This is a genomic window from Serratia sp. BIGb0163 (genome assembly GCF_024809935.1).
Taxonomy (GTDB): Bacteria; Pseudomonadota; Gammaproteobacteria; order Enterobacterales; family Enterobacteriaceae; genus Serratia; species Serratia quinivorans.
The window spans coordinates 873,114-888,532 of record NZ_JANUDZ010000001.1; the positions used below are offsets into that span (position 1 = coordinate 873,114).

Below are 15,419 nucleotides of genomic sequence, written 5' to 3' on the forward strand. Positions count from 1 at the left end.
GGTTTTTTTATGGGGGCACTATGCTGGGAGTTAATGCAGCCAACGGTAAACGCCTGGCAGGAACCGCTCACTTGCGCCAGTCCGTTTTTGACATCCTGACCACGCCGATCGGTAGCCGCGTTCTGGTCCGGGATTACGGTAGCGATTTACTGGACCTGGTGGACAACCCCCAGGACGAAAGCACGCGGGTGCATATCATCGCCGCCACGGCCAGCGCCCTGGCGAAGTGGGAGCCGCGTCTGCAGGTGAAAACGGTGGCGGTACAGTTTGCCGGCGCCGGGCAATTTGATTTGACGATTTACGGCATCAACAAAGAAACGGGCTACCCGATCACCCTGGAGGAGCTAACGATAAATGGCGACCAATTCCGCGACGATTAACCTTTCAGAATTGCCCGTTCCTGACGCGGTGAAAATACCCGATCCCGCGCTGATTTTTGCCGGCTGGCTGGCGCGACTCCGCGAGCTGGACCCGGATTATGATGCCTTGCTGGAGTCTGACCCAGTGTTTAAACAAGGGGAGGTCCTGGCGTATCACTCAACACTGATCCGCCAGGGCATGAATGACTCTATTCGGGCTGTATTACTGGCCAGCGCCAAAGGGGACGACCTGGACCAGTTGGGCGCTAATTTTGATGTGTTGCGCTTGCTGATAACACCGGGCGACCCGAACGCCGTCCCTCCAGTGGCGCCGGTCTATGAAGACGACGAGGCGTTTAGAACCCGGATACAACTGGCCTGGTCCCGGTTAAGTACCGCCGGCGCCGAAAACACCTACACCTTTTTTGCCGCGTCTGCAGACCCTGACGTTTTAGATGTTCGGGCATACGGCCCCGAAGATCATCAACGGCTTGGCGAGGTGTATCTCTATGTGTTGTCCCGGACCAATGGGGGGATCCCATCGGCTGATGTGCTGAAAAAAGTGGCCGAAGCGGTCAATAAAAAAGAGATCCGGCCGCTGACCGATTTCGTCACGGTGAAGCCGGCGGAAATGGTGGATTTTGAAGTCATTGCAGATATCCAAATCCCCTACGGCCCGGACACTGACACGGTGATGAAAGCGGCAGAGGATGAGCTGACCAGGTACCTGGCCATTGTTAACCGTCTCGGCCGGCTGGTGTCGTGCTCGGCCATTGACCGCGCATTGCATCAAGCCGGAATAGTGACGGTAAAACTCACTTCACCCGCTGCAGATATCAGCATGGCAATGGGGCAGGCGCCGCGATGCTCAAAAGTGACGCTGCGTAAGGTGATCATTAATGCAGAATAAATTTAAAACCCTCCTCCCGCCCAATGCCATCCCGCCAGAGCGCGCCCTGGAACAGGCGACAATTGAGGAGGTGCTCTCTATCCCTGACCTGATCCGGATAGTGAAAAATCCTGCGCTGTGCCCTGTTGAGCTGCTGCCGTGGTTGGCGTGGGAGTACAGCGTGGATACCTGGAACACGGACTGGACAGAGGCGGAGAAACGGGCGGCCATCGCCAGGGCGGCGTATATCCATCGGCACAGAGGGACCCGGGCGGCGATCGAAATGTCGTTATCTTCTTCACCGTTCGCCAGTGATGTTGTCGAGTGGTTCGAAAAAACGCCCCGGGGAGAGCCTTACACGTTTTCTCTGGATGTTACCCAGGACGACCGGCCGATCACGTTAACGGATGTGCAGGACCTGAAAAGCGCGGTGATGAAAGGTAAAAACCTGCGCTCCTGGTTCGACGTGTCGTTTAAAGGCAGCCTGGACGGTAAGGCGATTTTAGCCGGCTACATGATTGCGTCTGAGTCATTCTCAATCATCCCCGTGTTTGAGTTTATCGGCGTACACATCAACGGCTGGATGACGTCGGAGTTTGCGCCTACGTCGTCATTTAATGGAGCTGTTTACACGCTGGTAACACAAGGCAACTTTGGCGCGATCACCTGGCACGTAACAGGCCCGGCGACGGTGGCCAGTGATGGAACGGTAACCATTACCGGTCCCGGGGCCGTCGCTATCACGGGGACGGATGCCCGTAACCGCTCGATCAGCCACGCAATCAACCCTGCTCGTTATCTTGTTCCCACGCCGGCAGATATTCAGCTTAGCCAGTCTGAGATGCCTGCGTTTATTGAAAAACAGGGCGGCAGAATGTGCCTGGTTGAGGATTTAATTCGTTGGCCAGCCGTGGGAAGTCGAGTGCGCGAAATGGGGCACCTGTGGGGGGAGTGGGGAAACATGACTGTCTACGGTTGGCGTGAGTTTTGGATGGGTTCGACCTCGGAGGAGTCCCGCTGGGTTACAGCCTCCCCAGGGTTTCCCTCAAATTTTAAACTGTATGTGCGCTTAAAATCCGGGTTTAGCAACAGCGTTTCGCCGTGGGACCCTAACGATTATTCGACGGCTGCAGTGATTGAAGTGGAGAAAAAATAATGGCCTCAGGATTAATTTTAACCGCCGTCGGCGCCGAGGCGATAGAGACGGCTTATCAGGCCGGTGAGGTGGTCACTATCCCGATCGTCGCGTTTGGTGATGGTGGCGGGGCCTCTGTGACCCCTGACCCTGCAGTAACCAAGCTGGTTAATAAATTTGGGGATGTGCCCTTTACGCAGGGGGATTCGGGTAGCGGCATGATTGCCGGCCAGGCAGTCATAAACGCCCGTGAATATCCAGGGAAAGTGGTCCGTGAGTTCGGGCTGATGAGTAGCGCCGGAGTTCTGATTGCCTATGGCGCCTATCCCGACAGCTATCTACCGGAGCAAAACGACTCCATCGTAAAAGAGCTGGTGATTAGCTTTGCCATGCCGCTGGTACACGCTGAAAGCGTGGTGCTGGAGATTGATCCGAATGTATCGGTGCTGACTATTGAAGAAGCAGACGGCCGTTATCTTTTCAGGAAGGGCGACACGGCGACGGGCGATCTGGGCGCCCCAATGTTCCAGGCAAACGGCACTAACGGCATACCGGCCGGCGCAGGCATGTACAAGGAGCAATTAGATAACCACGCCCCATTTTATTCACCTGATTATCACTGGTCTGTAACGCCAGGAAGCACTTATATCCCCCTCGTTAAAGGGCGAGGCACTCGAAAAGGCAAAGGGTGGCCGACGGCCGTCAGCTTTGGCTACCTTATGCCAGGAACGGATATGCACGCGCATCCTGTCATCCATGCTATCGGTGATAGCGGGATGGAGTGTATTTGGGAGTTTGATACCCAAACCGGAGGCCTAAGAAGTAAAGCCGGGACGTTTGCAATAGAAGAACAGCAACCGATTGTGCCGCTGCCGTTTTCGGGTGATTCCCCGCCGCCTGGCCATGCATTAATGCTGGGGCAGGCTTTTGATAAAAACGCCTATCCGCGCACGGCGCAGGCGTACCCGTCGGGTGTTTTCCCCGACATGCGAGGCCGGACTATTTTGGGGAAACCGGATGATCGCGGCCCGTTATCGTTGGCTGATGGTGAGGTTAAGAGTCACGGCCACGGCGGTGAAGTGGCCGGTGCTGACCTGGGCAGTAAAGAAACGACGCAAGCAGGGGCATTTCAGCCAAAAATTCGCGGATATCACTCAAACACTGCGATTGATGGCGGCTGGAGTGAACGGTTTTCATTTGAATTAGGCCGAGATTTATCAGACTTCCCTCTGGTAGAGGCAACACCCAATCACTCCCACTGGGTAGATATTGGCTGGCACGGCCACGGCCTGCGTATCGATGCGTTCGGTGCAGCAAGAAACACCGTTGATAACATTGCATTTAACTACATTGTGAGGCTGGCATGACAGAGAGCTTTGAGTTTTCGGATATTCCCCGTTGGGTATGGGTTTACCGCTTTGACGATGCCGGCATTTTTACCGGTTCCCTCAATTTTTACGTGGCGCCGCACACGGGACTCCCGGCCAATTGTACCCCGTTGAAGTGCAACCCGAAGGCGGGACAGGCGGGCGTATGGGACGGCACGAGCTGGACGTATATTCCCGATGTGCGCGGCTCAACCTATTGGGATCAGCGTGGCAATCAGTTTGTCATGATGGAGCTGGCCGCGCTGCCTGAATGGGCCGTAACCGCCGCGCCGCCGGCTGCAGAACCTGGCCATGCGGTTTTGCATACGGGCGACGGCTGGAAGCAAATTGAAGACCGATCAGGGCAGACCTACTACACCGCCGACGGTCGCCCCCAGGCAGTGCCCGACCCCTATTTTATCTTGCCCCCTGACTGCACCTTTACGCCGCCAGCAACGCCCTGGGACCAGTGGGACGGTGAGCAGTGGGTAACAGATACCGATGCCCAACAGCGGGCCGCTGTAGAGCAAGCCGCGCAAATCCGGCAGCAGTTGCGGCAGCAGGCAGATCAACAGATTGAATTGCTTAACGACGCTGCAGAGACAGGAATGAGCGAAGAGGGCGACGATCAACGCCTGGCCAACTGGAAAAAATACCGCGTGCTGTTAAGCCGTGTTGATATCGGCCAGGCCCCCGATATCCCCTGGCCCGCGTTGCCAGCCTGATAAAACAACCCCCTGACCGCCGCCGGCGGTTTTTTTATGCCTGGAGATAACAATGGCAGATTTACATGGTGTGGAAACAATAGAGCTGAATATCGGCTCGGTAGCCGTGACAACCATTCAGACCGCGATTATCGGGCTGGTGGGTACGGCGCCAAACGCGTCTAAAGGGACGGTAGCAAGCCGGACCACGGGCACCCCGTTGCTGGATAATGAGCTGACGTTTAACGCCTTGGAGCCGGGGCGCCTGGGCAATCAATACAGCGTTAAGGCAGTCGCCGGCGCTGCAGAGGCTAAAACCTCGGCCAGTTACGCGGCCGGGGTGCTGTCGATCATCCTGGGCGCAGATACTGAGGGCGTGATAACCGCGACCGCTGGCGAGGTGGCTGCAGCGGTGAAAGCCGTGGCCGATAGCAAAATCATTGCCGTTGAAACCACGGCCCCGGGGATTGTGGCGCCATTCACCGCCCTGTTAGCCGGCGGGACCGATGAGCCGTTTCCGCTGAATACGCCGGTGGCCGTGATTGGCGGCACCCAATTAAGCGCCCTCGGCGCTGGTGGCACCCTGGGCGAGGCGATCACGGACATCACCGACCAAACGAACGCGTTGATCATCGTCGTGCGTGCGGCGGATAAAGCGGAAGGTAAAGCCGCTGCCGTACTCAGTACGGAGAAGGGTGTGAAGTTAACGACCGAAGGCGGGGCGAAATTGCTCACAGAGCAGACGTTTTCGGTGGATCCCGACGTGCGGGCCAGTCTTATCGCCGCTATGGCTGCCTGGTCATTAAGCGAATCTGTCACCCGTTACCGGCCGCGCATTTTGATTGCTCCGGGTTTCAGTGAGGACGATGCGATCGGGAAGGCGCTGGAAACGGCCGCAAACAAATTGCGCGCGGTGACTTATGTTGATTGTGAATCGATGGCCACGGCTCAGGAGGTTGTGACCCGCCGCCAAATGTATGGTGCCCGGGTGGAACTGTTACGCCCGCGCGTCTCGAAAGTGAAAGCCAACGGTGAAATCACCTTTCGTCCTTACTCCGCGTCCGCTGCAGGTCTGCGCGCGCGGATTGACTTAGAAAAGGGCTGGTGGTGGAGCAAGTCCAATCAGGCGATCGCGAACATCCTCGGCGTTGAACAAGTGGACGAGTTTATCCTCGGCGACCGTAACTGCCAGGCCAACTTATTGAACATGGAAAACGTCACGACCATTATCCGCCGTGATGGTTTTCGGCATTGGGGCAACCGCCTGTGTATCCAGGATCCTCAATGGCAGTTTGAATCAGTGCGCCGTACTGCAGACGTTATCGAGGACAGTATCCAGGAGACGGCCTTGCTGTACGTCGATCGGCCGCTCGACCTGGAGAACATCGATGACATCCTGGGCACGATTAACTCCTATATGCGCACGCTGACCAAGCTCAAAGCCATTTTTGGCGGGCGCGCCTGGCTGGATGAGGAACTGAACACCGCCGAAACGCTGGCGGCCGGTGAGGTCTATATCGATTATGACTTTGGGCCGAAATCACCGACAGAACGGATCACGATGCGGGTTCGCATTAACAACCAATATGCAGTAGAGGAGCTGGGGACGGTATGAGCGATAAAGCAACAGTAAGAGCCTGGACATTTTTTGCCGGCGGTTTCCGTATCCAGGGCGCGCATGAGTACACGCCGCCGGAACTGTCGATCGTCAAAACAGATCTGCGCACCGGCGCGCAGGATGCCCCCACGCCGATGGACGACGGCATGGAAGCGTTAATCTGCCAGATCAAGTTTTACGGCATCGATACGGACATGCTGACCCGCTTTGGTTTTGTGACGGGCAATCGCAATCGCTTTGCGGCCTATGAGGGCTATCTCAGTAACGGCCGCGCGCTGGGGGTGATTGACGAGATAGAGGGATTTGTCTCGAAAATTACGCCGGATGCCCGCGATAACCAGGCGCTGTCAGAAAAGGCCACCACGGTCGAAATCGCGATCAATTACTACAAACAAACGTTTGAAGGCCGCGAGCTGTTCGAAATCGACACCGAGCGCTTTATTCGCCGTGTGAATGGCGTGGATCAGCTGCGCGGTATCGCCGCCAAAATCCGCCTTTAATCCTTAATCATCCTCGTTATCAAGCGGCCCCCGGGCCGCTTTTTTATTGGAGTTATTTATGAGTTACCCCGCGAACAAAAAAGAGATCACTTTCTATTCCCCGTTGACCCTCGAAGACGGCAGCGCGCTTACCCGTGTTTTCATGCGGGAGCCGCTGGTGCGGGACCGTATCGAGTTCTCCCGGATGAAAGGGAATGACCTGGAGAACGAGGTGGCCATGATCGCCAACCTTTGCGATATGAACGTAAGAGACGTAGAGAACCTAACCTCGGCGGACTTCTCCCAGTTGGAGGATATGTTTAACGATTTTTTGCTACCGCCCGAAAAGCGGGAGAAATCGACATCCAGCGAGGCCTAAGGCTGCTGGGGCGCCGGCTGCATTACACGCTGGGCGACTGGTTGAACATGCCTTTCAGCGTGTTTAGTGATTTTCTGGTGCTTGAAGTGGAGATAATCAATCGTGGCCGGACTTAGCCAAAAATTAAAAGCTGTTATCAGTTTCGGCGGCAATATCGATTCCAGCTGGGGCCGGTCTACGGACGGCCTTAACAAAGGGCTGAAAACGGTTGAGAAGCAATCGGAGAAGCTGACCAAACAACAGAAGGCCCTGGCTTTAGAAATGAAGCAGGCCAAATTAGCCGGCAAGGATATTGCCGGTTTAAAACGGGACTATGCCGGCGTCACACGCGAGATAAAAAAAGCGGATGCCGCTCAGGTGGCCTTAAATCGTGATCTGCAGCGCGCCGAACGCCTGCGCCGCTTTGGCGCCGGCGCTAAAACGGCGGCAGGTCGAACGCTGAAAGCGGGGATCCGGATGACCCTCGGCGGCGGGGCACTGGCGGCAGCGGCCGGCGCCATACTTTCCCCTGTGAATATGAACGCCCGGACTGCTGAATCCGTCGGCAAGGCGAGAACCTACGGCGTGGGCATCGAGACGTATAACGCCTGGGACAGTTTCGGAAAACAGATGGGACTTAACGGGGAGAACTTTGGGGACCTCCTGGAGGAGCTAAAAAACAAGGCCGGCGAATACAAGGCTACCGGGGAGCAATCCTCGCTTAACGATGCTTTCAAGATGCTGAAATTTGGCGCCGGCGATTTTGCCGGCCTGACCAATGAGCAGCAGTTTGAAAAAATAATGGAGCGCGCCCTAAAGCACAAAGACGAGCAGGAGGCGGCGTCCGCGGTCGATATGCTGATGGGGGGCGAGGCCAATAAAATCCTGACGTACATGCGCCTGACCGGCAAAAGCTACAAGGAGATGATGGATCAGCAGAAGCGTTACAACTTGGTCACGAAGGAGGGCGCTGATGGCGCCATTCGCGGCAATGTTGCGTTCAGTAATCTGCGCAGCGTGTGGGGATCGGCCGTGGAAGAAATCGCTGGCAAGCTGGGCGGCTCGTTGGCGCCGAAAGTGACGCAGCTGGCGGATGAGCTTTCCGCCTGGTTCAAAAATGGCGGCATCGACATCATTTCCACCACGATAAGGAACAAATGGATCCCGAACCTGGTGGAGTTCGCCAACGGGATAATGACGGTTACAAAGCTGTTTCTGGCCATCGCCAGAAAATTAGCCTGGCTGTTGCCTGATGAGCAGAGCGACAAAAAAGCCATTGTGCGTTCTCTCGGTAAAGGGGACATCGAGGGCGCGCGTGATTTTGCCCAAACGCGGGGACAATCTGCCTGGCTCGAATCCATTTTGAAGGACCCGGGGAAGCAGAAGGCACTGCAGGGCATTTACAGCGATGCGCAATATTCATTATCCAGCGAGCGGATTATGAGTCCTGGCGCGTATTGGGATAAGGCCGACGATCGGATGCTGGCCGCTATCGGGGAAACTGACAAAGGTGATGATCCGTTAGAAGGGGCCTTTTCTTTCCTGTCTTCACTGACCAATCAAGGCGCCGCTGGCGACAAGCCTGCGATGACAGACAATCGCAGGCAAGAGGTCAATATGACGGTGATCGCTCAACCTGGCCAGGATGCGCAAGCGGTGGCGGATAGCGCGGTGTCGTCAATGAAAAATATGGATGTATTCAACGGCAACAATGCGATGCATGACCCAGCGGAGGCCTGGTAATGGTGGACATTATTGGCACGATCACGGGCGCCTATGATGCACGGCGGCCGGCGGACAGCGCCAGCATTATGATGATGCTCGGCACCTTTGAATTTTCTATCGACACGACGACCTATAACCAGTTGACGCGGGAAGCCCGTTGGCGCTGGAGTGAGCAGGAGCGGATCGGCAAACAGGACTTGCTGCAGTACACAGGGAAATCCGCCCGGACGGTCAAAATGGACGGGGAGGCGCATTCCCAGTTTCGAAACGGTGTGGCCAGCATTGATACGCTTTATGACCTGGCCGACAAGGCCGAGCCTCAACAACTGGTGAGCAGTGCCGGTGATGTGTTGGGCTGGTGGGTTATTACCGATTTTACCGACACGACGCCGGCGTTTTTGCCGGGCGGCGCTCCTCGCAAGAAAACCTACTCGATCACGATAAAACACTATGCCGACGAATTATCTAACCCGTGAGGGTGATGTGCTGGATGCCGTCTGTGCGGTCCACTACGGCACGGAGAACCTTTCGCAGACCTTTGTAACGGTTTTAGACGCTAATCGCGAACTGGCAGCGCTGGGGGCTGTTTATCCGGCAGGGTTAATCATCATCCTGCCGGACATAGAAACGCCAACGCCTGAATCACCGATCCAGCTATGGGATTAACCGATGCAACAAAAACAGCCGGCCGAATTCCGGCCAGAATTCCGCATTATTGCGGAGGGGCAGGATATAACCGCGATCATTCGTGAAAACCTGGTGGATATCAGCTTAACGGACAACGGCGGCGCCACGGGCAAAACTGACGAGCTGCAAATTACCCTCCTGTCGGAAACGCTAAAACTCCCGCCCAAAGGCGCCCGCCTGAGTGTGGCCCTGGGCTTTAATGGTCAGTTGGTCGATAAGGGCTGGTTTGTGGTGTCTGGCCGCGCCAGTAGCGGGCCACCGCGCAAGATCCAGCTTTACGCCACATCGGCTCCAATGAACGCGCAAAAACAGCCAGGCGATGTGCAGAGCCAGAAAAGCCGCAGCTGGGACGGCGTGACGCTGGAAGACATTGTGAAAACGGTGGCCACCGATAACGGCCTCATTCCCAAGATAGCCGCGCAGCTGGCCGACATCGCGATAGAACACATTGACCAGGTGAGGGAGTCCGACGCGGCGCTGATGACCCGCCTGGCACGTGCGCATAACGCGGTGAGCAAGGCCGCCGGCGGTTATTGGTTGTTTCTGGAACAGGGGGAAGCAACTACCGCCAGCGGTGGCGCCCTCAGTAACGTCACGATAACCCGGGAGGCGCTTTCCTCCTGGAGCTATTCAGATGGCCAGCGTGGGGCCACGACGGGGAAGCCGGCGAAGACGGCAGACGGTAAAGGCAAAAAGGGCAAAGTGAGCGTGTCCTATTTCGATCCCGCTGATGGTCGAACGAAAACTCAATCGCTGGAGCATGACGGACCCGACCAGGCCAACCCCTTCACGCAGCCGAGCAAAGCCCAGGCGGACAGCAGCGCCAAGTCAAAAATGACGCAGGCCAACCGGAACGAAAGGCGAATGACGCTAAGCGGGCCGGGCCGGCCGCAGTATGTGCCGTTGACTGCCGAAAGTCGGATAACAACGGCGGGATTTGGTGAGGAGGAGGATCGCACCTGGTTAATCGAGTCCCTGGCGTTTTCTTTGAGCAGCTCAGGCCTGGCGATGGCGTTTAACTTGGTCACTGATATTAAACCGCCTGCAGAGAGCAAAGCGAAAGCTGCGAAGAAAGAAAAGAAATCCGATGGCATTGGCTATTTCGATTAACGCTATTCAAGTAAGGTAAAATGATGGAAAAGTTAAGGCTTGTCCGTTCTGCACAACAATCAAAATCAGCTGACCGAAACATTCAAGATAATGAATTATCATTGTCAATATCCAAGCTGCCACCTACTGATAAATTAAACCTCACTGCTTTAGTACCCGTTGTTAATAAAGGGGTGACTGAGGCGGCGAAAATAAAAGATATCGTTGATTTTCTTGGTGGGGGATCGCCTAGTGATATCAAGTTAGATCCCAGCGCAAATAATCTGCTAAGTAAGAGTGACGCGGGACTTCTGTTAGACCGTTACAAGACCCCTTGCGTGGGTATTACCGGCACGTATGTGAGTACCAGTGCGGGGCCTGACTTCACTAAGGATAACGCTTTTAGTGAAACGGGCGGCATTTGGAGAGTGAAAAATACCCTTATGCTTAGCCGAGTACCAAGTACGGCTAATGGTGCGGTCATTGTTGATATCACGCTGGGGAAAATACCCTGTGATAGCTCGGGGATCCCTTTGCAGTATACGTTAAGTGTCGGGACGACAAGTAAAAAGGTCGGCGGAGTCTGGCGCCAGCATTCTGTTATGATATTGGCCATTGTTGGCGCTCCCATTAAATTAATGGATATTGCTTCTGGGGTTTTGGAAGATTACAAAGAGGGAGTAGCGTGGGGGGTAAGCGTTAAATATACGTTTGGGGATATGTCACCATCGGTACCATAATCAAATTGAAGTTTATAAAGAAAAAGAGGCAGTTAATCTGCCTCTTTTAGTATCCCTGGTGCTGGTGGATTTTTTATCTTTTAATCATACCAATAAATATCGTTCGGATAATGTTTCCGAATCTTGTCGCAGCACGTCTTAAAATTGATGGTGGCTTGCACTTCTCACAGTAGCTTGGTTCGCCGTTTGCCCAACCAGTGGTTTCAGCTATCCATAACCCGCACGTTCTGCAAAACGTCATGTTGTGTGCAGACATGATACACCTCCATATGAAAATCATTATTAATGGTGCGGGTATTATCTTGGGGTTGCAAATGGATATTGCCGATCAATTAGTTGCAGATTGATCGTTGAAAACGATCGCTTACGATTAGCCAGGTGACTAACAGACTTGTCGGTACATTGAAATGTCTCGGTAGGGGCGGCAGAACTGTAGTTGTGTTGGGAGAACGTATAATGGCTTAAGTTTTTATCGTGCTTGTGTACTTATTCACGTAGGCCAGATACTGGTAGAACTTCATCTTCATTCATCAGAACTATCTTTCTTTACCGATCAATATCCTACCTTTCCGAGAGATTTCCGAACTTTCCCCCGCTAAAAACTTGCGCTTATACTGTATAAAAACACAGTATCAGGGCAACATTATGACTTTCTTTTATCCAACACCAAACCCCACCAAACTAGAGATCCCGCTGTTTTCCGATAAAGTACCAGCGGGCTTTCCCAGTCCTGCGGCTGATTACGTCAGTTCACGTATCGACTTGAACGAGTACTGCATCAGCCACCCTAACGCGACCTATTTCCTCTATGCAACCGGCGACTCGATGCTGGAGGCGGGCATCACGGAGGGCTCTATGCTCGTTGTCGATCGCAGTATCAACCCAGCTCATGGCGATATAGTTATTGCCAGCATCGCCGGCGAGTTCACTGTGAAACGTCTCTGCTTGCATCCGCGCGCGCAGCTGGAGCCAATGAATCCAAAGTATGAGCCGATCCTACTCCATGACAGCGGTGACGATTTGGAGGTGATAGGCGTCGTGGTGTCATCGATAACGAGGCTTAAGTAATGTATGCGCTTGCTGATGTGAATAGCTTTTATGCGAGCTGCGAAACTTTGTGGCGTCCAGACCTGCGCGGCCGGCCCATTGTCGTTCTTTCGAATAATGATGGGTGCGTGGTTGCCAGGAGCAAAGAGGCGAAGGCTCTGGGCCTGAAAATGGGCGAACCCTACTTCAAAATTAAGCGCGAATTTGAGAGCGTCGGGGGCATAGCGTTCAGCAGTAATTACGAGCTTTATGCTGACATGTCACAGCGAGTGATGGCCGTTTTAGAAGAGATGGCACCGCGCGTAGAAATTTACTCCATCGATGAGAGTTTCATGGATCTGACCGGCGTGCGTAACTGTATCGACCTTGAAACCTTTGGCCGCCAGGTGAGGGCTAAAGTGTTACGCAATACCGGCCTAACAGTCGGGGTTGGCATTGCCCAAACCAAGACACTGGCGAAGCTGGCCAACTTTGCAGCGAAGAAGTGGGACAAGACTGGCGGGGTTGTGGACCTGTCCAGCGAAGGGCGCCAGCGCAAACTTATGGACTTACTGCCGGTGAATGAGGTCTGGGGTATCGGCCGACGGATATCGAAAAAACTCAACATGATGGGTATCGAAACCGCGCTGCAGTTGGCCGACGCCAGCACGACGATGATCCGCAAGCGCTTTAGCGTTGTGATAGAGCGGACTGTGCGTGAACTACGTGGTCAACCATGCCTTGAGCTTGAAGAATTCGCGCCGACGAAGCAGCAGATCATTTGCAGCCGCAGCTTTGGAGATCGCATCACTGAATATGACCAGATGCATCAGGCAATCTGCATGTATGCGACACGTGCAGCGGAGAAATTACGAGAAGAACGTCAGTATTGCCGGCATGTTAGTGCCTGGCTTAAAACCAGTCCATTCTCTATCAATGAGGAATACTACGGCAATACGGCCAGTATAAAACTGAGCACGCCGACGCAGGATACGCGGGACATTATCGCCGCCGCGATGCGCTGCCTTGACGCGATTTGGCAACCTGGTCATCGGTATCAGAAAGGCGGGGTGATGCTGCAGGATTTCTTCAGCCAGGGCGTTGCCCAATTGGGTTTGTTCGATGAGCACCAACCGAGGCATAACAGCGAAAAGCTGATGGGGGTACTAGACCACATCAATAACTCCGGTAAGGGGAAGCTGTTTTTTGCCGGACAAGGAGCACAACAGATGTGGTCGATGAAGCGTGAGCTACTATCACCAGCTTATACAACTCGCATAACTGATCTCCCTATGGCTAAAGTATATTGAGAAAATAATTTATAACTGTATCATAATCATTTATTTTGAAGATTTCAAAATGGACATCGGTGATGAATTTTATGGATATAATGAACAATATTAAATCGTATTTAAATGGTTTAACCTCAAGGGGTTTAGTGAAAATCCGGGGTTTAAGGATATGGCAACTAGTTATCCTTTTTTCCGCCATGTTGCTAATTATTAATACTTTGAACTTGTCATTTTTAAAAGTCGATGTCATATCAGTATTCTTATTGCTAGTGATTCTGTCATCTCCATATGTGAAAGAAATAAAAAAAATAAAATATGGTGATTTTGAAGTTGAAAAAATAGATAGTCAAGAAATTGATGAATTAGTATTTAAAGTGGAGGAGTCGTTGCCTCAAGAAAGGAATCCAAACGAAAGAATATATAAGCTAGAGAAAGATATTGAGATAATAAATGAGTTGAAGGGGCGTGATCCAACATTAGCTTTCGCGAAGCTTAGAATTGAGATTGAAAAAAGAATTTATATGTATGTAAAATACCTGGGTGAATCTGATGGCATTAAAATTCCGCCACTAAAACAATCAATCATGTCTTTGATTGAAAAAGGTGTTATAGCCGAAAGTTTGGGGTGGCCATTACTCGATGTTATATCAATATCAAATAGAGCAATCCATGGTGCTGACATAGATGAAGAGGACCAAGAACGGGTTATTAGCTCAGGAATGATTTTGCTTGAAGAGTTGAGTTATGACATTGAGTTTAATTATGCTAGTGGAGAAATAATAAGTGAGTGCGAGATTTCAAATGAAGAATGTGAAAATGAGTCTTATAATAGGCAGTATCTTTTAACAACAATAACACCATTGGTTAATGGGCCAAGAAAAACCGTAAGAAAAGTTACTCAAGAACAATTAAATAACTATTTTGAGTACTATAACGAATTCGCTGAGTTTATTGTTGAGTTAAAACCAGTGGATTAGCATTGGTAAAAAGGTAGTTCTATAAGGTAATCGGTTCGAGTCTGTATCTGAGCAAAGCGACGACACATGTTTAGCTACCTTGGCTATAGGTTAGAAGAGGGTAATGTACGCTGGAATTCGGGAAAAACAAGTTATCAAAACCTAACATTAAGGTTTTCAATTCAATAAGTTACGATAATGACAAGACAACCGATAATGGCAAGTTTTTTGTTTTATTCTCTATAATAATCAATATATTGCTAATATACTATCAATCTAATGCTGCGTCACATGGGCTGGTTCGAAGCGGCTGACCTGATTGTTAAGGGCATGGAAGGCGCCATCGCAGCCAAAACCGTGACCTATGACTTCGAGCGCCTGATGGAAGGCGCTAAGCTGCTGAAATGTTCAGAGTTTGGCGACGCTATCGTTAAACACATGTAAGCGTGTTTAAGCGTTAAATGATAACGGGAGCCTGATGGTTCCCGTTTTTTATTGTTCTTTCCAGTGACTATTCTAAAAGAAGGGAATCATGAATAGAGTTCATTTAAGGTTTAAAAAAAACCTGCCGGCATTAATGCTTATTGTCGTCTCACTTTGGCTGACAGGCTGTACCAAGACGAACGCTGTGGCTAACGCTGGGCCGTCTGCGGAGGGTGTCGACGATCTTTTTGCTGCCCTTGACGGCAAAGCAACCCCTGCAGCAGGGGATGAGGTCAGCCACTATGCCGGGCAGGTACGGGCGGCGATTCAGAACCATTTTTATGATGCCAACGCTTATGCCGGCAAGCAATGTACTATCAGAATGAAGTTTGCTCCGGATGGGATGCTTTTGGCTGTCCGCTCTGAAAGTGGTGATCCTGCGCTTTGCCGGGCTGCTATAAAGGCAATCACAAATACCCGTTTCCCCAAGCCGCCGTCACAAGCGGTTTACGGTGCTTTTAAAGATTCCGTACTGGAATTTCGCCCCTAAGCGGCTGAATGACATAACTATC

The 15,419-nt window shown here is 52.5% G+C and carries 17 protein-coding genes and 1 pseudogene; all 18 read left to right on the forward strand.

Annotated features, from left to right (window positions below):
• The first annotated feature begins 20 nt into the window (after positions 1-20).
• The 18 genes and pseudogenes from M2406_RS04275 to tolA all read left to right on the forward strand — a co-directional run bounded on the left by M2406_RS04275 (position 21) and on the right by tolA (position 15,397).
• Complete coding sequence (locus tag M2406_RS04275) at positions 21-380, forward strand: GPW/gp25 family protein (protein ID WP_259188850.1); 360 nt, start codon at positions 21-23, stop codon at positions 378-380.
• Positions 355-1,269 carry a baseplate J/gp47 family protein gene (locus M2406_RS04280; RefSeq protein ID WP_259188853.1) on the forward strand — a complete coding sequence of 305 codons (915 nt, stop codon included), beginning with the start codon at positions 355-357 and terminating at the stop codon, positions 1,267-1,269. Before M2406_RS04275 ends, M2406_RS04280 begins: the two co-directional genes overlap by 26 nt.
• Complete coding sequence (locus tag M2406_RS04285) at positions 1,259-2,404, forward strand: phage tail protein I (protein ID WP_259188855.1); 1,146 nt, start codon at positions 1,259-1,261, stop codon at positions 2,402-2,404. The genes M2406_RS04280 and M2406_RS04285 overlap by 11 nt, the downstream gene beginning before the upstream one ends.
• Entirely contained in the window at positions 2,404-3,750 is a 1,347-nt protein-coding gene (locus M2406_RS04290; protein WP_259188857.1) for a phage tail protein, read from the forward strand. Before M2406_RS04285 ends, M2406_RS04290 begins: the two co-directional genes overlap by 1 nt.
• A complete protein-coding gene (locus M2406_RS04295) occupies positions 3,747-4,475 on the forward strand; it encodes a tail fiber assembly protein (RefSeq protein ID WP_259188859.1) in 729 nt (242 codons plus the stop codon). The genes M2406_RS04290 and M2406_RS04295 overlap by 4 nt, the downstream gene beginning before the upstream one ends.
• Before the next feature lie 52 nt (positions 4,476-4,527).
• Positions 4,528-6,069, forward strand: coding sequence for a phage tail sheath C-terminal domain-containing protein (locus M2406_RS04300; RefSeq protein ID WP_259188861.1), 1,542 nt, complete (start codon positions 4,528-4,530; stop codon positions 6,067-6,069).
• Positions 6,066-6,572 (forward strand): phage major tail tube protein, encoded by a 507-nt coding sequence (locus M2406_RS04305; protein WP_259188863.1) that lies wholly within the window; start codon positions 6,066-6,068, stop codon positions 6,570-6,572. Before M2406_RS04300 ends, M2406_RS04305 begins: the two co-directional genes overlap by 4 nt.
• A 58-nt stretch (positions 6,573-6,630) precedes the next feature.
• Entirely contained in the window at positions 6,631-6,930 is a 300-nt protein-coding gene (locus M2406_RS04310; protein WP_259188865.1) for a phage tail assembly protein, read from the forward strand.
• Between the two features lie 102 nt (positions 6,931-7,032).
• On the forward strand, positions 7,033-8,652 hold the full coding sequence (locus M2406_RS04315) for a hypothetical protein (RefSeq protein WP_259188866.1): 1,620 nt from the start codon (positions 7,033-7,035) through the stop codon (positions 8,650-8,652).
• Entirely contained in the window at positions 8,652-9,110 is a 459-nt protein-coding gene (locus M2406_RS04320) for a phage tail protein (protein ID WP_122078824.1), read from the forward strand. The genes M2406_RS04315 and M2406_RS04320 overlap by 1 nt, the downstream gene beginning before the upstream one ends.
• The gene (locus M2406_RS04325; RefSeq protein ID WP_259188868.1) at positions 9,085-9,300 is read left to right on the forward strand and encodes a tail protein X; all 216 of its coding nucleotides are present in this window, start codon (positions 9,085-9,087) and stop codon (positions 9,298-9,300) included. Before M2406_RS04320 ends, M2406_RS04325 begins: the two co-directional genes overlap by 26 nt.
• A gap of 3 nt (positions 9,301-9,303) precedes the next feature.
• The gene (locus tag M2406_RS04330; protein ID WP_259188870.1) at positions 9,304-10,431 is read left to right on the forward strand and encodes a contractile injection system protein, VgrG/Pvc8 family; all 1,128 of its coding nucleotides are present in this window, start codon (positions 9,304-9,306) and stop codon (positions 10,429-10,431) included.
• A 20-nt stretch (positions 10,432-10,451) separates the two neighbouring features.
• Positions 10,452-11,150, forward strand: a complete 699-nt coding sequence (locus M2406_RS04335) for a hypothetical protein (protein ID WP_259188871.1) — start codon at positions 10,452-10,454, stop codon at positions 11,148-11,150.
• A gap of 645 nt (positions 11,151-11,795) precedes the next feature.
• Positions 11,796-12,218 (forward strand): translesion error-prone DNA polymerase V autoproteolytic subunit, encoded by a 423-nt coding sequence (gene umuD, locus M2406_RS04340; RefSeq protein WP_017892557.1) that lies wholly within the window; start codon positions 11,796-11,798, stop codon positions 12,216-12,218.
• Positions 12,218-13,486: a translesion error-prone DNA polymerase V subunit UmuC gene (gene umuC, locus M2406_RS04345; RefSeq protein ID WP_017892558.1), complete on the forward strand. Its 1,269-nt coding sequence runs from the start codon at positions 12,218-12,220 to the stop codon at positions 13,484-13,486. Before umuD ends, umuC begins: the two co-directional genes overlap by 1 nt.
• Positions 13,487-13,566: 80 nt before the next feature.
• Positions 13,567-14,445, forward strand: a complete 879-nt coding sequence (locus M2406_RS04350; protein ID WP_253275387.1) for a hypothetical protein — start codon at positions 13,567-13,569, stop codon at positions 14,443-14,445.
• A gap of 255 nt (positions 14,446-14,700) precedes the next feature.
• A pseudogene (locus tag M2406_RS04355) lies at positions 14,701-14,868 on the forward strand (isocitrate/isopropylmalate family dehydrogenase); the annotation flags it as partial.
• Between the two features lie 88 nt (positions 14,869-14,956).
• On the forward strand, positions 14,957-15,397 hold the full coding sequence (gene tolA, locus M2406_RS04360; RefSeq protein WP_259188875.1) for a cell envelope integrity protein TolA: 441 nt from the start codon (positions 14,957-14,959) through the stop codon (positions 15,395-15,397).
• The last annotated feature ends 22 nt before the right edge of the window (positions 15,398-15,419 follow it).